This window comes from Alcanivorax sp., assembly GCF_002726155.1.
Classification (GTDB): domain Bacteria; phylum Pseudomonadota; class Gammaproteobacteria; order Pseudomonadales; family Alcanivoracaceae; genus Alcanivorax.
The window spans coordinates 1-18181 of record NZ_PBSH01000012.1; the positions used below are offsets into that span (position 1 = coordinate 1).

Sequence of the window (18181 nt, forward strand, 5' to 3'; positions counted from 1 at the left end):
CCCCCCCCGACAAAACCCATCCCGCCGACACTGGCGAAAGCGCTGGATTGATTTAACGCAACACGCTCCACGCAGGCACGCCACACGCTAAGACCACCGCATGCCAGCGTGTTGCGTGCCGCATGAAGCACAAAAAAAGGGGCGCTATTTCTAGCGCCCCTTTTTTTGTGCTGCGTCTTTTATTACAGCTTGTCTGCATTACCAGACAGGTACTCGGCCACACCGTCCGGGGTGTCCTTCATACCGGAATCACCTTTCTGCCAGCCCGCCGGGCACACTTCGCCGTGCTCTTCGTGGAACTGCAGGGCATCAACCAGACGAATCAGTTCGTCCATGTTACGACCCAGCGGCAGATCGTTAACGATCTGGCTGCGCACCACACCGTTCTGGTCGATCAGGAACACGCCACGGAAGGCCATGCCGCCTTCGGACTCAACGTCGTAAGACTGGGCAATACCGTGGTTCATGTCAGCAGCCAGGGTGTATTTCACCGGGCCGATACCGCCGTCGTTGACCGGGGTGTTGCGCCATGCGTTGTGGGTAAAGTGGCTGTCGATGGAAACACCGATCACTTCCACGTTGCGTTCTTTGAACGCGTCCATGCGATGGTCCAGAGCGATCAGCTCGGACGGGCACACAAAGGTGAAGTCCAGCGGGTAGAAGAACACCAGGCCGTACTTGCCCTTGATGGCTTCGGACAGGGTGAACTCGTCAACGATGCTGCCATCGCCCAATACAGCAGGAACAGTAAAATCCGGTGCAGGTTTACCTACCAGAACGCCCATTGTTTCTCTCCATTGTTTCCATTCTTACGGTATAGCCAGAGCAAAGCACTCGCTCTGGCCGCTTGAAATCCTGTGGAGCAGCGATCATACAACGCCCGTTGCAATACTGCATGGGCTCATGCTGCAAAGTGCTGCTACGCACAATCATGGGGATTCCTCCCCGGCTTTCAACAGGCTCATCGGGTTGTTTGGCGCGAATGTGCACACTTTGCGCAAAACACCGCCAACTCAACGACGGGATCGGCTCCAGATCACGGTCCCCGTCAGCGCCAGGATCACCAGCACCAGCGCCGCCAGGTCCATGACCAGCTGCCCGGCCAGGCCAAACAAGCGCCCGGCATGCAGATCCAGCAACAAGCGCTGCCAATTCAGTGACGGCGGCACACTCTGCGCCACAATGCGTTGCTTCATAGTGTCAGGCAGAGGTTGCTGACGAGAAGGTATCCAGGCGGCATCATCGGGCAACGCCACGCTGGCCAGCTGGTCCACGTTGTACTGGAGCAGCCCCTGTTCGGTTTTCAGTACCAGCCCTTGATCATTGCGCCCCATGCCACTGAATGCGGGCACCCCATAGGCAGGGCCCATACGCTCCACTTGCTGCCCCTGGGTATCCAGCAACAATAGCTCGTCGGCACAGCCCACCACCGTCCAGCCATTTTCCTGCACCACGCCACGCAGCGGCGCCTGACAATAAAGGTTCTTTTCCCCGTCGATAAACAGGCTGTCATTGGCCTGGGCATACCACCGGCCTTGCAGGGATATAGCGGAAACCGCATCAGGCACTGGCGCACCATACCAACGTGCCAGCAACGGCGGCAGCGGCCGGGATGACCAACCAAAGGAGTCGATGTGATTAAGCAGGACGCCGGTGACAGACAGCACCAGCACGGGCAGCGCCACGGCCAACCCCAACCAGCGATGCCAGCGGCGCCACTGCCGGGTCGGTTTGCGTTGGTTCATGACGGCCTCGGTATTCAAAAAACCCGTTAATGCGCAGTAACCACTACAGCGTAAGCTGCTGATCCAGCCACAGCGCCAGCCGGGCCGCACGCTGCAAGGCATCCACCGACAAGGTCGCACCGGTAATGCCATCAATGGAACGGTCCAGCTTGCCGTTTTCCAGTTGCGCCTGGTCGAACTGCCGGGTGAAGAAGGCATGCCGCACTTCCCAGCCCCGCGATTCGCGATAAATCAACACGCGCAAAGAAGCGATTCTACCGTCTTTAACACTAATACCAAGGGTAATGGGATGATCACGCCCGATAACGTTCAGTACCCAGGCACTGGTTGTCCCATCAGACCAGTAACGCTGGCGGAAGCCCGGGTCCTCTTTGCTGAGCGCAACCGCCTGCTGGCGCTGCGTCTCATCCAGCCAAAGCATGGCCGGTGCTGGCACATCCGCAAACTGCTGCGCCATAAAATCTGCGACGGAAAGATACACATCTTCCGCGCGGGCGTTTCCTGACAGACACAGCAGCAGAGTGAGCGATGCCCACCCTGCTGCCTGTCGAAGCGATCTCAAGCGCAAGGCCTAGAAGCTCCAGCCAATACCGAGATTGATGCTGTCGTCAGCCTTATCATCCTCGGTGGGGTTTTTGTAATTCACATTCTGCATATCGGCCTTCACTACCACCTGCGGCACAATCCAGTAGTTCACACCAAAAGTGCTGATCATGGAGGCTTCGTTGTCAGTACCGTCTTCTGCCAGCAGGTTAATGTTCTCATAACGACCGAACACACCCAGCTTCTCGGTGACTTTATAGGAAAGCTCATACAGCTCGCCGTCCTGACGGTCGGCATCCGTATTAAAACCGTTAAAGTCCCAGCGAGCTTTTTGTACCGTCGCGGTGATGCCCGCGATGGTGTAACGGGCATGGGCTTCCACCAGGCGGGCGCTGACGTCTTCCGGACCCAGATCCTGGTTTACGTCTTGCTGGTACTGAACCGACGATGCCAGATCCAGCCCGGGAATGCCGACAAAGCGCAAACGCCCTGTGGCCGCCCCTTTATTGGCCGCCGCTTCAGAGACTTTCTGGCGGCTGCCGCGAATGCTGGTGGTGCTGCCCTGGAAATCCAGGCCGGAATGCACCGCGATGTCATAGGTCAGGCCAGCGCCCAGATCCTGGCTGAACATGGCACCGGCTTCCCACCAGGTCGCAGGAATCACCGCGCTTTCCAGGCGATTACGCTCCACACCATAGAAGGTGTTCGGCTCATGGGTTTCATTGATGATCCCCACCGGCACCAAAAATTGACCCAGCTTCAGCTTGGTATTGGCAGTCGTATCGATCTCGATGTAGGCCTGTTCAAGCTCAACCTCGCCGTCTTTGCCTTCCCCAGCCAGACCATGCTCCAGCTCAAACTCGGAGAAAAAACGCACTTTGTCCGTAAAATCGTAGCCGAAGAAAAGAACGAAACGATGCGCATCGACTTCGTCATTCTGCTGCTTGCCACCAAACTCGGGGTCTCTGTTGAAATGGTTATAGTGCAGCTCGCCGTAACCGCCAATGCTCACTTTACCGAACGGATTGGAGGAGGCGCCCTGCTCTTTTTGCAGTGCTTCTACTTGCTGGGCAAGAATGTCGATCTGTTTCTGCAGGTCTTCGGCGGATTGCGCCGCCTGCGCAGAAAAAGGCACAGCAGCCATTGCCGCAGCCATAAGGGTACGCTTGAACATGTTTCTTCCCTTCCCTGATACAAGACTAGATAAGTAAATCGCGCAGGAATTTAAACGAAGAAGAAACAAGATTGAAACTTATTCTTAATACACTTTTTGTGGCCAAACATTAAAAAACCCGGTTCACCCGGGTTTTTTAATGTTGAATATTATTCGGAGAAAAATAAAAAAGTTTTCCCGAATTTGATTCAAATCAGGATTCGGACTCATCCGACTCCACTGCAACGCCTTCCACCAGCTCTTTGAGCTGACCGGAACGGTACATATCCATGATGATGTCGCAGCCACCGACCAGCTCGCCGCCCACCCACAACTGGGGGTACGTGGGCCAGTTCGCATACTCTTTCAGGTTCTGACGAATTTCCGGCGCTTCCAGAATGTTCACATAGGCAAACGGCTTGCCAACGGCGGTCATGGCTTCCACTACCTGGGCGGAAAAACCGCACTGGGGAAACTGGGGAGACCCTTTCATGTAGAGGATCACCGGGTTTTTCTCGATCTGGTCTTTGATGACCTGCATCACATCCATTACTTCACCTATCTCGTATTGAGTGCCGTTACGCCTGTAAATCTCGCGGCACGTAATCATCTGGCAACCTCTGCCACAGAGTTACGCCCTGTAGTGGCCATTGTACCACTGTCACCCCCCATAACCGCCACCACCCGGGGAGGCGATGATCAGGCGGTCGCCGGGAGCAACCTCGGTACTGTACTTGGGGGGCAAAGCCTGATTATTCAAGCGGTTCTCACCGGCAGCGCCCTCCCCGCCGCCCGCCAACCCCCAGGGCCGGTAGCGGCGACGCTCGGTCAGCAGCGTCACACTGGCCGGCCCCAGGAACTCCAGTTCGCGCAGAATACCCTCACCCCCTCGATGCCGCCCGCTTCCCCCGCTACCCTGGCGAAGCTGATAGCGGTGCACGCGCAAGGGGTAATGAGACTCCAGGCTCTCGATCGGCGTGTTCAAGGTATTGGTCATATGGCTATGCACACCGGACAGCCCCGCACCCGTGGCATGGCCACCGGTGCCACCGGCCATGGTTTCGTAATAATCCCAACCCTGTTCGCCCCCGGCCCCCATGGCCACGTTATTCATGGTCCCCTGGCTCGCCGCCGGAATCGCCTCTGGCGCCACTTGAGCCAACGCGCCCAACACCACATCCACCACCCTGGAGCTGGTTTCCACATTACCGGCTGCCACTGCCGCCGGGCGACGGGCATTAAGCAGTGAACCTTCCGGGGCGTACAATTTGATGGGACGGAACAGACCATCGCAGGCGGGCACATCGTCATCCATCAAACAACGAAAGCAGTAATAGGCGGCGGCCGCCGCCACGGACAAGGGGCAATTAATGTTGCCGGCAACCTGCCCGGCCGTACCGGTGAAATCCAGCGACGCTTCTTCCCCACGGATCGTCAGCGCCAGCACAATGGGAATATCCTGTTGCCCCTGGCCGTCATCATCCATGTAATCTGCAAAACGGTATTGCCCATCCGGCAGCGCCGCAATCCGCGCCCGGGCTCGCCGCTCACCGTAATCATTAAGCGCATCAAACGCCTGGGCCAGCGCCGCACCATCGTGCTCCGCCAACGCCACCAGACGGGCGGCCCCCGCCTCACAGGCACTGGCCTGGGCGGCAAAGTCGGCAAAGCGGGCATTGTCCACCGGCAACACCGCCCGGGCGTCGGCCTGCAGCCCTGCCAGGCGCCGGCACAGCGGCACATCCCACTGCCCCTGCTGCTTGAGCAACGTGGGTGCAATCACAATCCCTTCCTGGGCCAGGTCCGTAGACACCGGCATGGAGCCCGGGCTGTGAGCACCGATATTGGCGTGGTGGGCGCGGGTCACCGCGAAACCGAGCAACGTCGGCCCCACCAGCACCGGGGCAATTACGGTGACATCCGGCAAGTGCGTGCCGCCCAGATAGGGGTCATTCACCACCATCAGGTCCCCCGCTTGCCACTCCCTGCCAGCAACCAGATCGGCCATGGCGTAGGCCATGGATCCCAAATGCACGGGAATATGCGCGGCCTGGGCACATAAGCGACCCCGAGCATCAAAAATGGCACAGGAAAAATCGAGCCGGTCCTTGATGTTCGGAGACAGGGCACTGAGACGCAGCACCGCGCCCATTTCATCGCAGACACCGGCAAGGCGGTTGGCAAAAATACTCAGCTGGACAGGATTCATAAAGGCAATTGGCAGTTGATAATGGATAGTTGATAGCGAAAAACGGATGCACGGGCAGTCTGCCCTTGTTCATTGTGTTGCATCAACTATTAACTATTGGCCAATAACTGCGCTATTATCGGGGGTTCCCGGCAGCCTAACAGCTGCCGTTTTTTGTTTTGGTCATGCCAAAACAGACGAATTCGCTTTAACGAGTCAGGGTAATGAGCCAGCAATTTTTGATTCCCACCTACGCGCGCCAGCCAGTGGCTTTCGTGCGGGGCGAGGGCGTGTGGTTGTACGATGAAAACGACCACAAATACATGGATGCCATCTCCGGGATTGGCGTGTGCAACCTGGGCCACTGCCACCCGGCAGTCACCCGCACCCTGGCCGAACAGGCCGGGCAGCTGATGCACACCTCCAACCTGTATCGTATTCCCGCCCAGGAATCCCTGGCCCAGCGCCTGTGCGAGCTGAGCGGCATGGAGAACGTATTTTTCTCCAACTCCGGCGCGGAAGCCAATGAGGCCGCCATCAAGATTGCCCGCCTGTACGGCTCACGCAAACAGATTGCCCGACCCACCGTGATCGTCATGGAAGGCAGCTTCCATGGCCGCACCATGGCGACCCTGTCCGCCACCGCCAATGCCAAGGTGCAGGAAGGTTTTGCGCCTCTGCTGGACGGTTTCATCCGTGTGCCGTTCAACGATCTGTCAGCAGTAGAAGCCCTGGCTGATAATCACGATATTGTCGCCGTTCTGGTAGAACCGGTGCAGGGCGAAGGCGGCATCCACATTCCCGCAAACGATTACCTGGCCGGCCTGCGCACCCTGTGCGACCGCCAAGACTGGCTGCTGATGCTGGATGAAATCCAGTCCGGCAACGGCCGCACCGGGGATTACTTTGCCTGCCTGGGCGCCGGCATCACCCCCGACGTACTAACCACCGCCAAAGGCCTGGGTAACGGCTTCCCCATCGGCGCCTGCCTGGTGGCCGGCAAGGCTGAAGGCGTTTTCGGCCCCGGGAACCACGGCAGCACCTACGGCGGCAACCCGCTGGGCTGCGCGACGGCCCTGGCGGTGGTGAACACCCTCACCGACGACATCATCGACGGCGTGGCCGATAAAGGCCGCTGGCTGAAAGACGCCTTTCTCCAGGCATTTTCCGATCTGCCCATGGTCACCGAGATCCGCCAAAAAGGCCTGATGCTGGGCATTCAGCTGGATCGCCCCTGTACCGAACTGGTCAACCGGGCCCGCGACGCCGGCCTGCTGATCAATGTCACTGCCGGTTCCGTGGTACGGCTACTGCCGCCACTGGTGATCAGCCAGGCAGAAATGCAGCAGCTGGTGGACACCCTGTCGACACTGATCCACCGTTTTGCCGACGAGCAGGAGGTCGCATGACCCGTCATTTCCTGACCCTCACCGACTTGACCCCGGATGAGCTCGGCTATTTGATTCAGCGCGCCATCGAACTGAAAACCATGCTCCGTAATGGCCAGCACCACGAGCCGCTACAGGGTAAAACCCTGGGCATGATTTTCGAGAAATCATCCACGCGTACCCGGGTGTCTTTCGAAGTCGCCATGACCCACTTCGGTGGCGCCAGCATTTTCCTGTCACCCCGTGACACCCAGCTGGGCCGCGGCGAACCCATTGAAGATTCCGCCCGGGTGCTGTCCCGCATGGTCGACGCGGTCATGATCCGCACCTTTGACCACTCCACCCTGCAGACGTTTGCCGACCACTCTGCGGTACCGGTGATCAACGCCCTCACGGACGACTTTCACCCCTGCCAGTTGCTGGCCGACATGCAGACCTATGTGGAACACCGCGGCAGCATTCAGGGCAAAAAAGTGGTGTGGGTAGGCGATGGCAACAATATGTGCGCCAGCTACATCAACGCCGCCAACCAGTTTGATTTCGAACTGGTGATCAGCAGCCCGGACGGCTTCACCCCGGACAGCGACTTGCTGGGCCGCTACCCGGACCGGGTCAGCCTGGAGCCGGACGTAGTCACCGCCGTGCAAGGCGCTCACCTGGTGGTCACCGATGTATGGGCCTCCATGGGCCAGGAAGACGAACAACAAACTCGCCTGAATGCCTTTGACGGTTACCAGGTCACCCCGGAGCTGATGGACAAGGCCGACCCGGATGCGCTGTTCATGCACTGCCTGCCGGCCCACCGCGGCGAGGAAGTCAGCCACGAAATGATGGATGATCCTCGTGCCGTGGTCTGGGACGAAGCGGAAAACCGCCTGCACGCACAGAAAGCCCTGCTGGAATTTCTGCTCACCGGGCAGCATTGATGGCAACGCTGCACGCACCATGCAACACGCACCACCAGGACATTGTCCCGTGGTGTGTGCAGCGTGAAGCCTGGAGCACACGACCATGAACGAGCCGTTGCTTAACCTCAACCATCTGGCCTGTGGCTACCACCAGCAAACCGTGGTCAGCGACCTGAGCCTGACGCTGGCAGCGGGTGAAATTGCCTGCTTGCTGGGCCCCAGCGGCTGTGGCAAGACCACCACATTGCGAGCCATCGCCGGGCTGGAACCGGTGACCGCCGGCTCTATCAGCATTCAGGGAAAGCAGGTCTCCGGCCCCCACCGTCAGCTGCCTCCCAACCAGCGCGGCCTGGGTATGGTCTTCCAGGAACACGCCCTGTTTCCTCATCTCACCGTGGCAAACAACGTGGCGTTCGGCCTGCGCCAGCAGAGCCGGGAGGAACGCGAAGAGCGGGTACACGCGAGCCTGCAACGGGTACGGCTCAGCGGCCTGGAACAACGCTACCCCCACGAGCTCTCCGGCGGCCAACAGCAGCGTGTTGCTCTGGCCCGAGCACTGGCCCCCCAACCCGCCCTGCTACTGCTGGATGAACCTTTTTCCAGCCTGGATCTGGATCTGCGCCGGGCCCTGGCCCGGGAACTGGGCGACATCCTGCGTCAGGAAAAGGTCACCACCCTGCTGGTCACCCACGACCAGGAAGAAGCCTTTGCGCTGGCCGACCGGGTCGGCGTCATGCAACAGGGCCACCTGGAGCAATGGGATACGCCCTATAACATTTACCACGCGCCGGCGAACCGGTTCGTGGCAGAGTTCGCCGGCTACGGTACCTTCCTGCGCGGCACCGTGCGCGATGGCAACACCGTTCACACCACCCTGGGCGATGTGACCGGCCGCAGCCATGCCCCCTTGCAACCAGGTACTGAAGTAGAAGTACTGCTCCGCCCGGAAGACGTGATTGCTGACGAATCTGCTCCCCTGGCGCTCCCCGTCATCCGGCGCCAGTTCACCGGCGCCAGCATCCTCTACCACTTGCGGGTCGGCGCCAACGAAACCCTGCTCTGCCAAACCGACAGCCACACCAATGTGGTGGAAGGCGATAACCTGCATGTGCGGCTGGGCACCAAGCATTTGGTCACGTTCGAAGTCAGTTGAAAGTTCAAAGTTTAAACGCGGATCAGGTTGCCTGTGTTTGCCATCCCCTGCCCGCGCTTAACGGTAATGGCGCGGGCAGGGCCTCTTCAAACCCGAGGCCTTCTTCCGCGCTTTTCAACTTTAAACTTTCAACTTGCTCCTGCTTCTACGCCACCTGGCTCTGATCCCGACCGCTGGACTTCGCCTTGTACAAGCCCTGATCGGCCCGGTTAAGCAGCTCATCCACACTTTCGCCATCCTGATACGCCGCCACCCCCACGGACAAGCTCACCGTCGCCGGGCCGCCCTGGGCATCGAAACGCTGCTCACGCCAGCGCTGACGCAGACGTTCAGCTACCAACAGGGCGCCGTGGGCATCACTTTGCGGCAACACCAACAGAAACTCTTCCCCGCCCAGGCGACCAAAGTAGTCACCATCACGCATGCCCGATAACGCCAGCTCGGAAAACTGGCGCAGTACCCGGTCGCCCCAGTCATGACCGTGCCGGTCGTTGATTTTCTTGAAGTGATCCAGGTCCACGTAGCACACGGCAAATGGCACCCCCTTGCCGTCAGACAGAGCACGCTGGCGCTCCAGAATGTCCAGCAAGTGGCGACGATTAAATAACCCCGTGAGATCATCACGGATGGCCATTTCCCGCACCTTCCCCACCGCATTGGCCAACTCACGGTTTTTTTCTGCCAGCGCATTCCGCAGGCGATTTACGCCCCCACCGGTAACCGCAAAGCTGACCGAAATCATGGCGAACACCAGCCATTGCAACAACTCCACCGACAGGCTCAACTGCACCCAGCGATCCATCAGTGCCACCCACAACATCAGCGCATAGGCCGCACTGGCCAGAAACGCCACCGCAATCATCACCTTGCCACTGAGGCGGAACGACACCATCAATAACGCCGCAAAAAACAAGGTCACCACACTGAGTCGAAACTCATCCACGTAATACCCCGACACCATGAACACCCCGGTGAAATACAGAATCAACGGCAGTGACAGGCTGGGCTCACGAAGACTCAAGGTAACACCCGTTGCCATCAGCAGCTGGTACGCCAACAGGGAAATCCAGATCAGCGACACCAGCACCAGCGCTTCCGGCAGCGCGATATGCATATAGCCCAGTTGAAAATAGACCACACAGAGCAAGGTATGCATGGCCATGATCGCCATGGCCGAACGGCTATGACGTTGCATCAGGCGCTTTTCACTCAGCGTCAGTTTTTCTGCCTGGTGGAGATCCTGATTCATTCCTGCTCCCCGACAATCAATCTATCGCGCCCAGCTTCCTTGGCCCGGTACAGCGCCTGATCCGCCCGCCTGATCAACTGCGCAGGCGTTTCGCCGTGATTCAGCATGGCCAGCCCCCCGGAAACCGTGACCATCAACCCGGGCGCATCCTTGAACCGCTGACTGCGCATGCCCATCAGGATGCCCTCCACCAGATTACGAGCCTCCTGCGGATCACTCACCGGCAACACCAGCATGAACTCCTCTCCGCCCAGACGCGCGGCGAAATCCTGATTGGTCAGGTGGCGCTGTGTCACATCCGCAAAGCGCTGCAGCACCAGGTCGCCCATGCGATGGCCATACTGATCGTTGGTTTTTTTGAAATGGTCCAGATCCAGGTACACCACCCCCAATTGATAGGCACCGCGAGCGGATTGCCCACACGCCTTGCTCAGCAGTTCCATGGCATGGCGGCGGCGGTAAAAACCGGTCAGCTCGTCTTTCACCGCCATGTCGTGAATGCGCTCAACAATTTGCCCCAGTTGCTGATTACGCCTCCCCAGCTGGAAGCGGATGGTGGAAATTTCTGATGCCACCAGCATGGCCGCCAGCACCATGACACTGAACAGGCCCCACTGGATCCACTCGCCGCGAACATCCACCACTTCCGGCCAGTACACACAGACAACCCCCAGCACCACCGCGTAACCCAGCACGCAATACCCGGCCAGGGCGAGGAACTGCCGTAGCGACGCCTGCAGTACCCCCATCTGAACAATGGCAAAGAAAATCAGCATGATGCACAGACGCACCTGATCGACGACCAGGGCAGTCACCAGCAGCCCGGTGGTGGACCAGACCATCAACGGCATAATCATGGAAGGTTCGGATAGCCGGCGGTTCAACCCCACCAGCATGAACAGAATAAACAGCAGATGCCCGGCCCAAAGGCCGGCAAAAAGCGTATAGAAAAGAATCTCGCCACCGCGGAAGAAATCCAGCTGCAAGGCAATCCAGCAAAGTAGCGTATGCGCACCACCTCCCGCCAGGATAGCGAATAGCACGCGACGTAGCCGTTGCGACTGCAAGGCCACAGGGTGGAGCGGTAACGTTTGATCCATGCGGATTCCCGATTCGGTGCGCCCCTCTCCCACTAGCAACCGCACCCACTGATAGCAAATTAGTATTAATATTGAACCAATAGTAATACCAAGTGCCTACTCCGTCACAGTTTGACCATCCCCTAAACCGAACCGCTCATCGTTGTAAAACGCATTTTACCGCAGGCAAAACCCCTGATTTTTATGCCATTTACTGTTCTCAGGCACCCGGCGAAGCCTGGCAGACCCGAGCGACCGCATCACGCCAGCCCTGATAGCGTTTCTGGCGCTCCGGCTCATCCAGTTGAGGGGAAAACTCCCGTTCACAACGCCATTGCTCAGCCACGGCATCCAGTGATGGATATAGCCCGACCCCCAGGCCCGCCAGATACGCTGCGCCAAGAGCCGTGGTTTCGGTTACCACCGGACGGTCCACACAGACGCCCAGCACATCCGACAGCGTCTGGCTGAGCCAGTTGTTCACCACCATTCCCCCATCCACCCGCAGGGTGGTGGGCCGGGTACCACAATCCGCCGCCATGGCATCGAGAAGATCCCGGGACTGATAGCACACCGCTTCCAGTCCCGCCGTTACCACCTCCGCAATCCCGGTGTCGCGGGTCAGCCCCGTCAAGGCTCCCCGGGCATGGGGGTCCCACCAGGGCGCCCCCAGACCGGTAAAGGCCGGCACCAGGTACACCCCGCCGGCGGAACCGGCACGGCGGGCCAGGGCTTCGGTTTCGCTGGCATCGCGAATCAGGTTGAGGCCATCGCGCAGCCACTGGATCGCCGCACCCGCCACAAAGATGGAGCCTTCCAGCGCATAAGTTGTCTTGCCATTCAGGCGATAGCCCACGGTAGTCAGCAGGCGGTTATGGGATTCCACCGCCTCGCCGGTATTCATGACCATGAAGCAGCCGGTGCCATAGGTGCTTTTCACCATCCCCGGGGCAAAGCAGGCCTGCCCCACCAACGCCGCCTGCTGGTCGCCGGCAATGCCGGCCACCGGCACGGCTGCGCCCAGCAGTTCCGGACAGGTGGTACCAAAATCGGCAGCACTGTCTCGCACGTCCGGCAATACCGACGCAGGCACATTGAACAAGGCCAGCAACGCCTCATCCCAGCACTGCTCGTGGATATTGAACAACAGGGTCCGTGAGGCATTGGTGGCGTCGGTGGCGTGCACCTTGCCGCGGGTCAGCTGCCAAAGCAGCCAGCTATCAATGGTGCCAAACGCCAGTTCACCGGCCTCGGCACGCTGACGAGCACCGGGCACGTTATCCAGCAGCCAGGCCAGCTTGGTGGCAGAGAAATACGGATCCAGCAACAACCCGGTTTTGCTACGCACCTGATCTTCATGGCCCTGATCACGCAGCGCTTCACAGGTAGACGCTGTGCGTCGGTCCTGCCAGACAATGGCCTTGGCCAGCGGATCGCCGGTTTCCCGGTCCCACAGCACGGTGGTTTCACGCTGGTTGGTAATGCCAATGGCCGCCAGCTGCTGCGCCTCTACCCGGGCATTGCGCAAGGCTTGCTGACACATGGCCAGAGTGTCATTCCAGATTTCCATGGCGTCATGTTCCACCCAGCCATCCTGGGGAAAATGCTGGCGAAACTCTTTCTGCGCCTGTCCACAGGCACGGCCACTGGCATCAAAAACAATGGCGCGGGAACTGGTGGTCCCCTGGTCGATGGAAAGGATATAAGACATGACTCGGCTAACCTTGTTATCAGTATGGGGCTGGATCAGACAGACGCCTCAAGGGGCACCAGGAGGCGCATTTTAAATGAAGGTCAGATGACAGATTGCACCATAACGGACAACCTTATAGACCATATCGGCGATGTGCGCGCAGCATCAAACGCCTCCCGGCGCTCGGTTCGTCCCCTGGAAGGAAACGCCTACAGCGGCCTCGCTGACTGCCCGATGCTGGGCGCTTTTCTATTTTCCCTGACCGAGCTTACCCCATCCGGCCCAGCACATGCTGGCCCTGTTGGCTTTTGGGCAAGGTCACGGTAAAGCGGGCACCGCCTTCCGGGCTCTCATCCACGTGGATCTCTCCGCCGTGCCAATCCACAATCCGCTTCACGATGGACAGGCCCAGACCATAACCGCCGCTGGCCCGGTGACGGCTTTTATCCAGCCGGGCAAAGGGTTTGAACACTCGCTCGCGTTCGTGTTCAGGAATGCCTGGGCCATCATCATCCACATGGATCACCACCCGATCTTCGCTCTCTTCCACGCGCATGACAATGCGCGATTGGGCATAGCGCAGAGCGTTGGTTACCAGATTCTGCAACACCCGGTGCAGGTAGCGCTCTTCCGCTTCTACTTCCAGGGTCGGATAGGGATTCGCCACGGTGATGGCGGTTTCATCGCGGATGGTTTCCAGCTCATCGCGCAATTGCTCGCACAGCTCGCCAATGACGACCGGCTGGAATTCGATATTGGGCGTACCCTGCTCCAGGCGAGCATAGGTAAGAATTTCGTCGATCAACTGATCCAGCTGTTCGATATCGTGGTCCATGGCATTGAGCTTTTCACGGCGCCGCTCCGCCGACTCGATATCCGCCAGCATCTCCAGACCAAACCGCAGGCGCGCCACCGGCGTGCGTAGCTCATGGCTCACTGCCCGGGTCATCTCTCTTTGGGATTCAATCAGCCGGCGAATGTGCGCCGTCATGCCGTTAAAGGTCGCCGCCACCTGGCCAATGGCATCACTGCCTTCAATATTGGCATAGGCCCCCAGATCACCACTGCCCAACTGACTCACCGCACCATCGAGTTGTTTCAGCCGCCGCTGTAACGGGCTCACTTGCAGATAGGTGGCCAGCGCCACCGCCAGCAAGCTGGTGGCCCCGGCAATCAGCAACAGCTCAATGGGAAATTGGTCAAACAGGCTTAGCGGACCAATCATCAGCAGCTTGCCGGTCTGGGCCACCGGCGCATAAATACGGATGCTGGAGTCGCTGCGGGTGCTGTCATCCAGGGCGATAACCACCTCACGGCGGTTAAGGCGCTGCTCCTGCTCGCCATCCAGCGAGATGTCATCACGCTGAACCAGTGTCAGGGGGTAACCGAACTGATGTTGCAGGTCAGCCAGAGCCTGGGCCCACTCCGCCTCCTGAAAATGCGACAAATGATTGAGGATCAACACCGCCGTGGCCCGCGCCTGTTGCTCGGACACCTTGGTCATGCGTGTATTGATATAGGCATCTTCGTCGGGGAGCTGGAACAAAATGTCGGCATAGCCTTCATCGTCATTCAGACGCATGACCACCAGGCCATCTTCCAGGTGCAGATTTTCCCGGTATCCCAGCGCCAGATCCTCACGGGACTTCAGGGTTATTTCTGCACTGAACAGCTTGCTGAGCACCTGACTCCAACGATCACGGTCGCCGGCTTCATAGCGCTGGTAGCCCTCTGCCATCAGGAAGAAGGTACCACGGGCCATTTTTTCCCGGTACAGATCGGATCGGTAGCTGTTCACCAGCTCCACAGCGCCATAGGTGATGGCGCCGATAAAACACAGCGCCAGCAGCAAGCCCCCGTAGAGCCTCAGGAAAATACTATTCAAACGTCACCCAGCGTCATCCCTGCGCCGCGACGGCCAAAGCAGCCGTTATGCCGCGCCGATTTCCTTGACGAACAGATAGCCCTTGGAACGCACCGTCTTGATGCGCTTGGGATTTTCCGGGTCGTCCCCCACTTTCGGGCGAATCCGGGAAATGCGTACATCAATAGAACGATCCTGGCCGTCATACTGAATGCCGCGCAGTTTCTCGAAAATCGTTTCCCGTGACAGCACCGTGCCCGCATTGGACGCCAGCAACCAGAGCAGGTCGTATTCGGCACTGGTCAGGTCCACCGACTCACCCGCCAGGGTCACTTCCCGGGCAGAGTTGTCGATCACCAGGGCGCCGAATTCCAGACGGGCCGGGGAATTATCGCGTTCGCTGTCGGTTTCCACCCGGCGCAACAAGGCCCGAATCCGGGCCAGCAACACGCGGGGCTTCACCGGTTTGGCCACGTAGTCATCCGCGCCCATTTCCAGCCCCAGCACCTGATCCATGTCATCCGTGCGAGCGGTCAGCATGAGGATCGGATTCTTGTAGGCACTGCGCACTTCGCGGCATACCGTCAGGCCGTCAGCGCCGGGCAGCATCAGATCCAGCACCACCAGATCCGGTTGTTCTGCACGAATACGGCGAATCGCTTCTTCACCGTCGCTGACTACCGTGACATCCAGGCCGTTGCTTTGAAGATATTCACAGGTTAAATCGGCAAGACGCTCGTCGTCTTCTACGATCATGATGGCTGGCGGGTTATCCTGCACCGTTGTCATCCCGTCCTTATCCTTTTGAATTTGTATCGTTATTGTCGTTTTGTTTCAGCGCCAACCCGGCGAACTGTAACAAACGTATCCCTATCGGATGTTTATACGCATACACGCTGTGCACGGCAACCTCTCGGGCTGTCCATCGTACAAACAACCGCCATACCGCGCTTTCGCATGGCGCCCTCTGCCTGGAAATCTCTGCCTGCAACCCCTGTCTGCACACAGTGCACCACGTGACCGTTTTTCCCCATTGACAAACACTATATCTAGTATGTGCCTGCACAGAAAAAAAGCACCCCAATTGCACCCACATCGCCCCACAGGTTATCCACAAGATTTCCCCAGGCGAAGTGCTTGCAAAAAAGCGGAGGCAACTATAACTTGTACTGAACTTGGACGCCGACCCCAAGATGTTGGGTTTTTGTAAAACAGGCGCCGCCCCAGGACAAAACAGTCTACAGCGTGGAAAAGTGCAGCCGCATCAGCGATTTAGCCTTTTCCCGACCAGAAGGGGAAAGCAGAACGTCATGGATAAGACACAACATATTGTGGTTCGCGCGCTCGCGATGCCACCAGGCACTACCCAAGACACGATTTAACACGCCATGGCCTAACGGTCGTGGCGTTTTGCGTGGTGATGATGACACCACGCCCACAACACACAACATAGACAGAACAGCACCGACAACGGAGAGGGCACCATGCAAACGGATATGAGCCAAAACCCACAGAACGCCGGCTCCCCTGCCAGCGACAGCAACGATCAGGACCAGAGCCTTGCCAGCACCGCACCCGGCCAGCTGCGTGTGATCAAGCGTAATGGCAAGGTAGTGAGCTACGATGACGACAAGATTACCGTTGCCATCAGCAAGGCCTTCCTGGCTGTCGAAGGCGGCACCGCCGCTGCATCGTCCCGCATCCATGAAACCGTAGCGCGCCTGACCGAACAGGTCTCCGCCACGTTCAAGCGCCGCATGCCTTCCGGTGGCACCATCCACATCGAAGAAATTCAGGACCAGGTGGAACTGGCCCTGATGCGTAACGGCGAACAGAAAGTCGCCCGCGACTACGTACTGTACCGCGAACAGCAGGCCTCCAAACGCGCCGCCGAGCACAGCAGCGACCTGCCCGCCCCCACCCACCAGGTGGACATGTCCGTCACCATGGAAGACGGCAGCAAGGCCCCGCTGGACATGGCGCGCCTTGAGCACCTGATTCGCGCCGCCTGCTCCGGCCTGGAAGACGTGAACGCCGACAAGATCATCACCGAGACAGTGAAGAACCTGTACGACGGGGTTTCCATCCACGACGTGAACACCTCCATGGTGATCACCGCCCGCACCATGATCGAAGTGGAGCCCAACTACTCCCAGGTCACTGCCCGCCTGCTGATGGACAAGATCCGCGCCGAAGCCCTGCAGTTTCTGAATGTGGCCGAACGCGCCAGCCACGATGAAATGAACGCCCTCTACGGTGAGGCCCTGAAAGCCTACATCGGCAAAGGCATCGAGCTGGAACTGCTGTCGCCACAACTGGCCGAGTACGACCTGGACAAACTGGGCGCCGCCCTGGACGGCAACCGCGACCTGCAGTTCTCCTACCTCGGCCTGCAAACCCTGTACGACCGCTACTTCATCCACCACAACGACACCCGCATCGAGCTGCCCCAGTGCTTCTTCATGCGTGTGGCCATGGGCCTGGCCGTGGAAGAAGACGACCGCGAAGCCCGTGCCATCGAGTTCTACAACCTGCTCTCCAGCTTCGACTACATGAGCTCCACGCCGACCCTGTTCAACGCCGGCACCCTGCGCCCGCAGCTGTCCAGCTGCTACCTGACCACCGTGCCGGATGACCTGCACGGCATTTACGGCGCCATTCAGGACAACGCCATGCTGTCCAAGTTTGCCGGTGGCCTGGGTAACGACTGGACTCCGGTGCGCGCACTGGGCGCCTACATCAAAGGCACTAACGGTCGCTCCCAGGGCGTAGTACCGTTCCTGAAAGTGGTCAACGATACCGCCGTGGCCGTTAACCAGGGCGGCAAGCGCAAGGGCGCAGTCTGTGCCTACCTGGAAACCTGGCACATGGATATCGAGGAATTCCTGGAGCTGCGCAAGAACACCGGTGATGACCGTCGTCGTACCCACGACATGAACAGCGCCAACTGGATTCCCGATCTGTTCATGAAGCGTGTGATCAACGAAGAAGACTGGACCCTGTTCAGCCCCAACGACACTCCGGACCTGCACGACCTGTACGGCGAAGCGTTCGAAAAGGCGTACCTGGAATACGAAGCCAAAACCCGCAGTGGCGAACTGAAACTGTTCAAGCGTCTGCCCGCCATCAACCTGTGGCGCAAGATGCTCTCCATGCTGTTTGAAACAGGCCACCCCTGGTTCACCTTCAAGGATCCGTGCAACCTGCGCAGCCCGCAG

General features: G+C 59.0%; 15 protein-coding genes. 4 read left to right on the plus strand and 11 right to left on the minus strand.

The annotated features are described in order from the left end of the window. Positions 1-182: 182 nt before the first annotated feature. The 6 genes from CL546_RS04160 to CL546_RS04185 all read right to left on the minus strand — a co-directional run bounded on the left by CL546_RS04160 (position 183) and on the right by CL546_RS04185 (position 5650). Positions 183-785 carry a peroxiredoxin gene (locus CL546_RS04160; protein ID WP_007148668.1) on the minus strand — a complete coding sequence of 201 codons (603 nt, stop codon included), beginning with the start codon at positions 783-785 and terminating at the stop codon, positions 183-185. A gap of 228 nt (positions 786-1013) precedes the next feature. Next, positions 1014-1745: a PepSY-associated TM helix domain-containing protein gene (locus CL546_RS04165; protein WP_290493163.1), complete on the minus strand. Its 732-nt coding sequence runs from the start codon at positions 1743-1745 to the stop codon at positions 1014-1016. Between the two features lie 43 nt (positions 1746-1788). Further along, on the minus strand, positions 1789-2202 hold the full coding sequence (locus tag CL546_RS04170) for an FMN-binding protein (RefSeq protein ID WP_290493164.1): 414 nt from the start codon (positions 2200-2202) through the stop codon (positions 1789-1791). Positions 2203-2316: 114 nt separating this feature from the next. After that, entirely contained in the window at positions 2317-3462 is a 1146-nt protein-coding gene (locus tag CL546_RS04175; RefSeq protein WP_290493165.1) for a porin, read from the minus strand. Between the two features lie 193 nt (positions 3463-3655). Next, positions 3656-3991, minus strand: coding sequence for a Grx4 family monothiol glutaredoxin (grxD, locus tag CL546_RS04180; RefSeq protein WP_290493166.1), 336 nt, complete (start codon positions 3989-3991; stop codon positions 3656-3658). Positions 3992-4102: 111 nt separating this feature from the next. Further along, complete coding sequence (locus CL546_RS04185; RefSeq protein ID WP_290493167.1) at positions 4103-5650, minus strand: hydantoinase B/oxoprolinase family protein; 1548 nt, start codon at positions 5648-5650, stop codon at positions 4103-4105. A 203-nt stretch (positions 5651-5853) separates the two neighbouring features. Here CL546_RS04185 and CL546_RS04190 point away from each other — a divergent pair, with 203 nt between their 5' ends. The 3 genes from CL546_RS04190 to CL546_RS04200 all read left to right on the plus strand — a co-directional run bounded on the left by CL546_RS04190 (position 5854) and on the right by CL546_RS04200 (position 9078). After that, positions 5854-7038, plus strand: coding sequence for an aspartate aminotransferase family protein (locus CL546_RS04190; protein ID WP_290493168.1), 1185 nt, complete (start codon positions 5854-5856; stop codon positions 7036-7038). Further along, positions 7035-7943 (plus strand): ornithine carbamoyltransferase, encoded by a 909-nt coding sequence (argF, locus tag CL546_RS04195; RefSeq protein WP_290493169.1) that lies wholly within the window; start codon positions 7035-7037, stop codon positions 7941-7943. Before CL546_RS04190 ends, argF begins: the two co-directional genes overlap by 4 nt. Positions 7944-8028: 85 nt before the next feature. Further along, positions 8029-9078 carry an ABC transporter ATP-binding protein gene (locus CL546_RS04200; protein ID WP_290493170.1) on the plus strand — a complete coding sequence of 350 codons (1050 nt, stop codon included), beginning with the start codon at positions 8029-8031 and terminating at the stop codon, positions 9076-9078. Positions 9079-9223: 145 nt separating this feature from the next. Here CL546_RS04200 and CL546_RS04205 read toward each other — a convergent pair whose 3' ends face one another. From CL546_RS04205 to CL546_RS04225, 5 genes are all read right to left on the minus strand, one after another. Next, a complete protein-coding gene (locus CL546_RS04205) occupies positions 9224-10327 on the minus strand; it encodes a GGDEF domain-containing protein (protein ID WP_290493171.1) in 1104 nt (367 codons plus the stop codon). Then, positions 10324-11427 (minus strand): GGDEF domain-containing protein, encoded by a 1104-nt coding sequence (locus CL546_RS04210; RefSeq protein WP_290493172.1) that lies wholly within the window; start codon positions 11425-11427, stop codon positions 10324-10326. The genes CL546_RS04205 and CL546_RS04210 overlap by 4 nt, the downstream gene beginning before the upstream one ends. A gap of 199 nt (positions 11428-11626) precedes the next feature. Beyond that, a complete protein-coding gene (gene glpK, locus CL546_RS04215; protein WP_290493173.1) occupies positions 11627-13117 on the minus strand; it encodes a glycerol kinase GlpK in 1491 nt (496 codons plus the stop codon). A gap of 250 nt (positions 13118-13367) precedes the next feature. Then, a complete protein-coding gene (locus CL546_RS04220) occupies positions 13368-14984 on the minus strand; it encodes an ATP-binding protein (protein ID WP_290493174.1) in 1617 nt (538 codons plus the stop codon). A gap of 45 nt (positions 14985-15029) precedes the next feature. Beyond that, positions 15030-15752 (minus strand): response regulator, encoded by a 723-nt coding sequence (locus CL546_RS04225; RefSeq protein ID WP_007149065.1) that lies wholly within the window; start codon positions 15750-15752, stop codon positions 15030-15032. Positions 15753-16447: 695 nt separating this feature from the next. On the opposite strand from CL546_RS04225, the gene CL546_RS04230 reads away from it, so the two are divergent. Continuing rightward, the coding region (locus tag CL546_RS04230) for a ribonucleoside-diphosphate reductase subunit alpha (RefSeq protein WP_290493175.1) at positions 16448-18181 on the plus strand (1734 nt) is incomplete at its 3' end.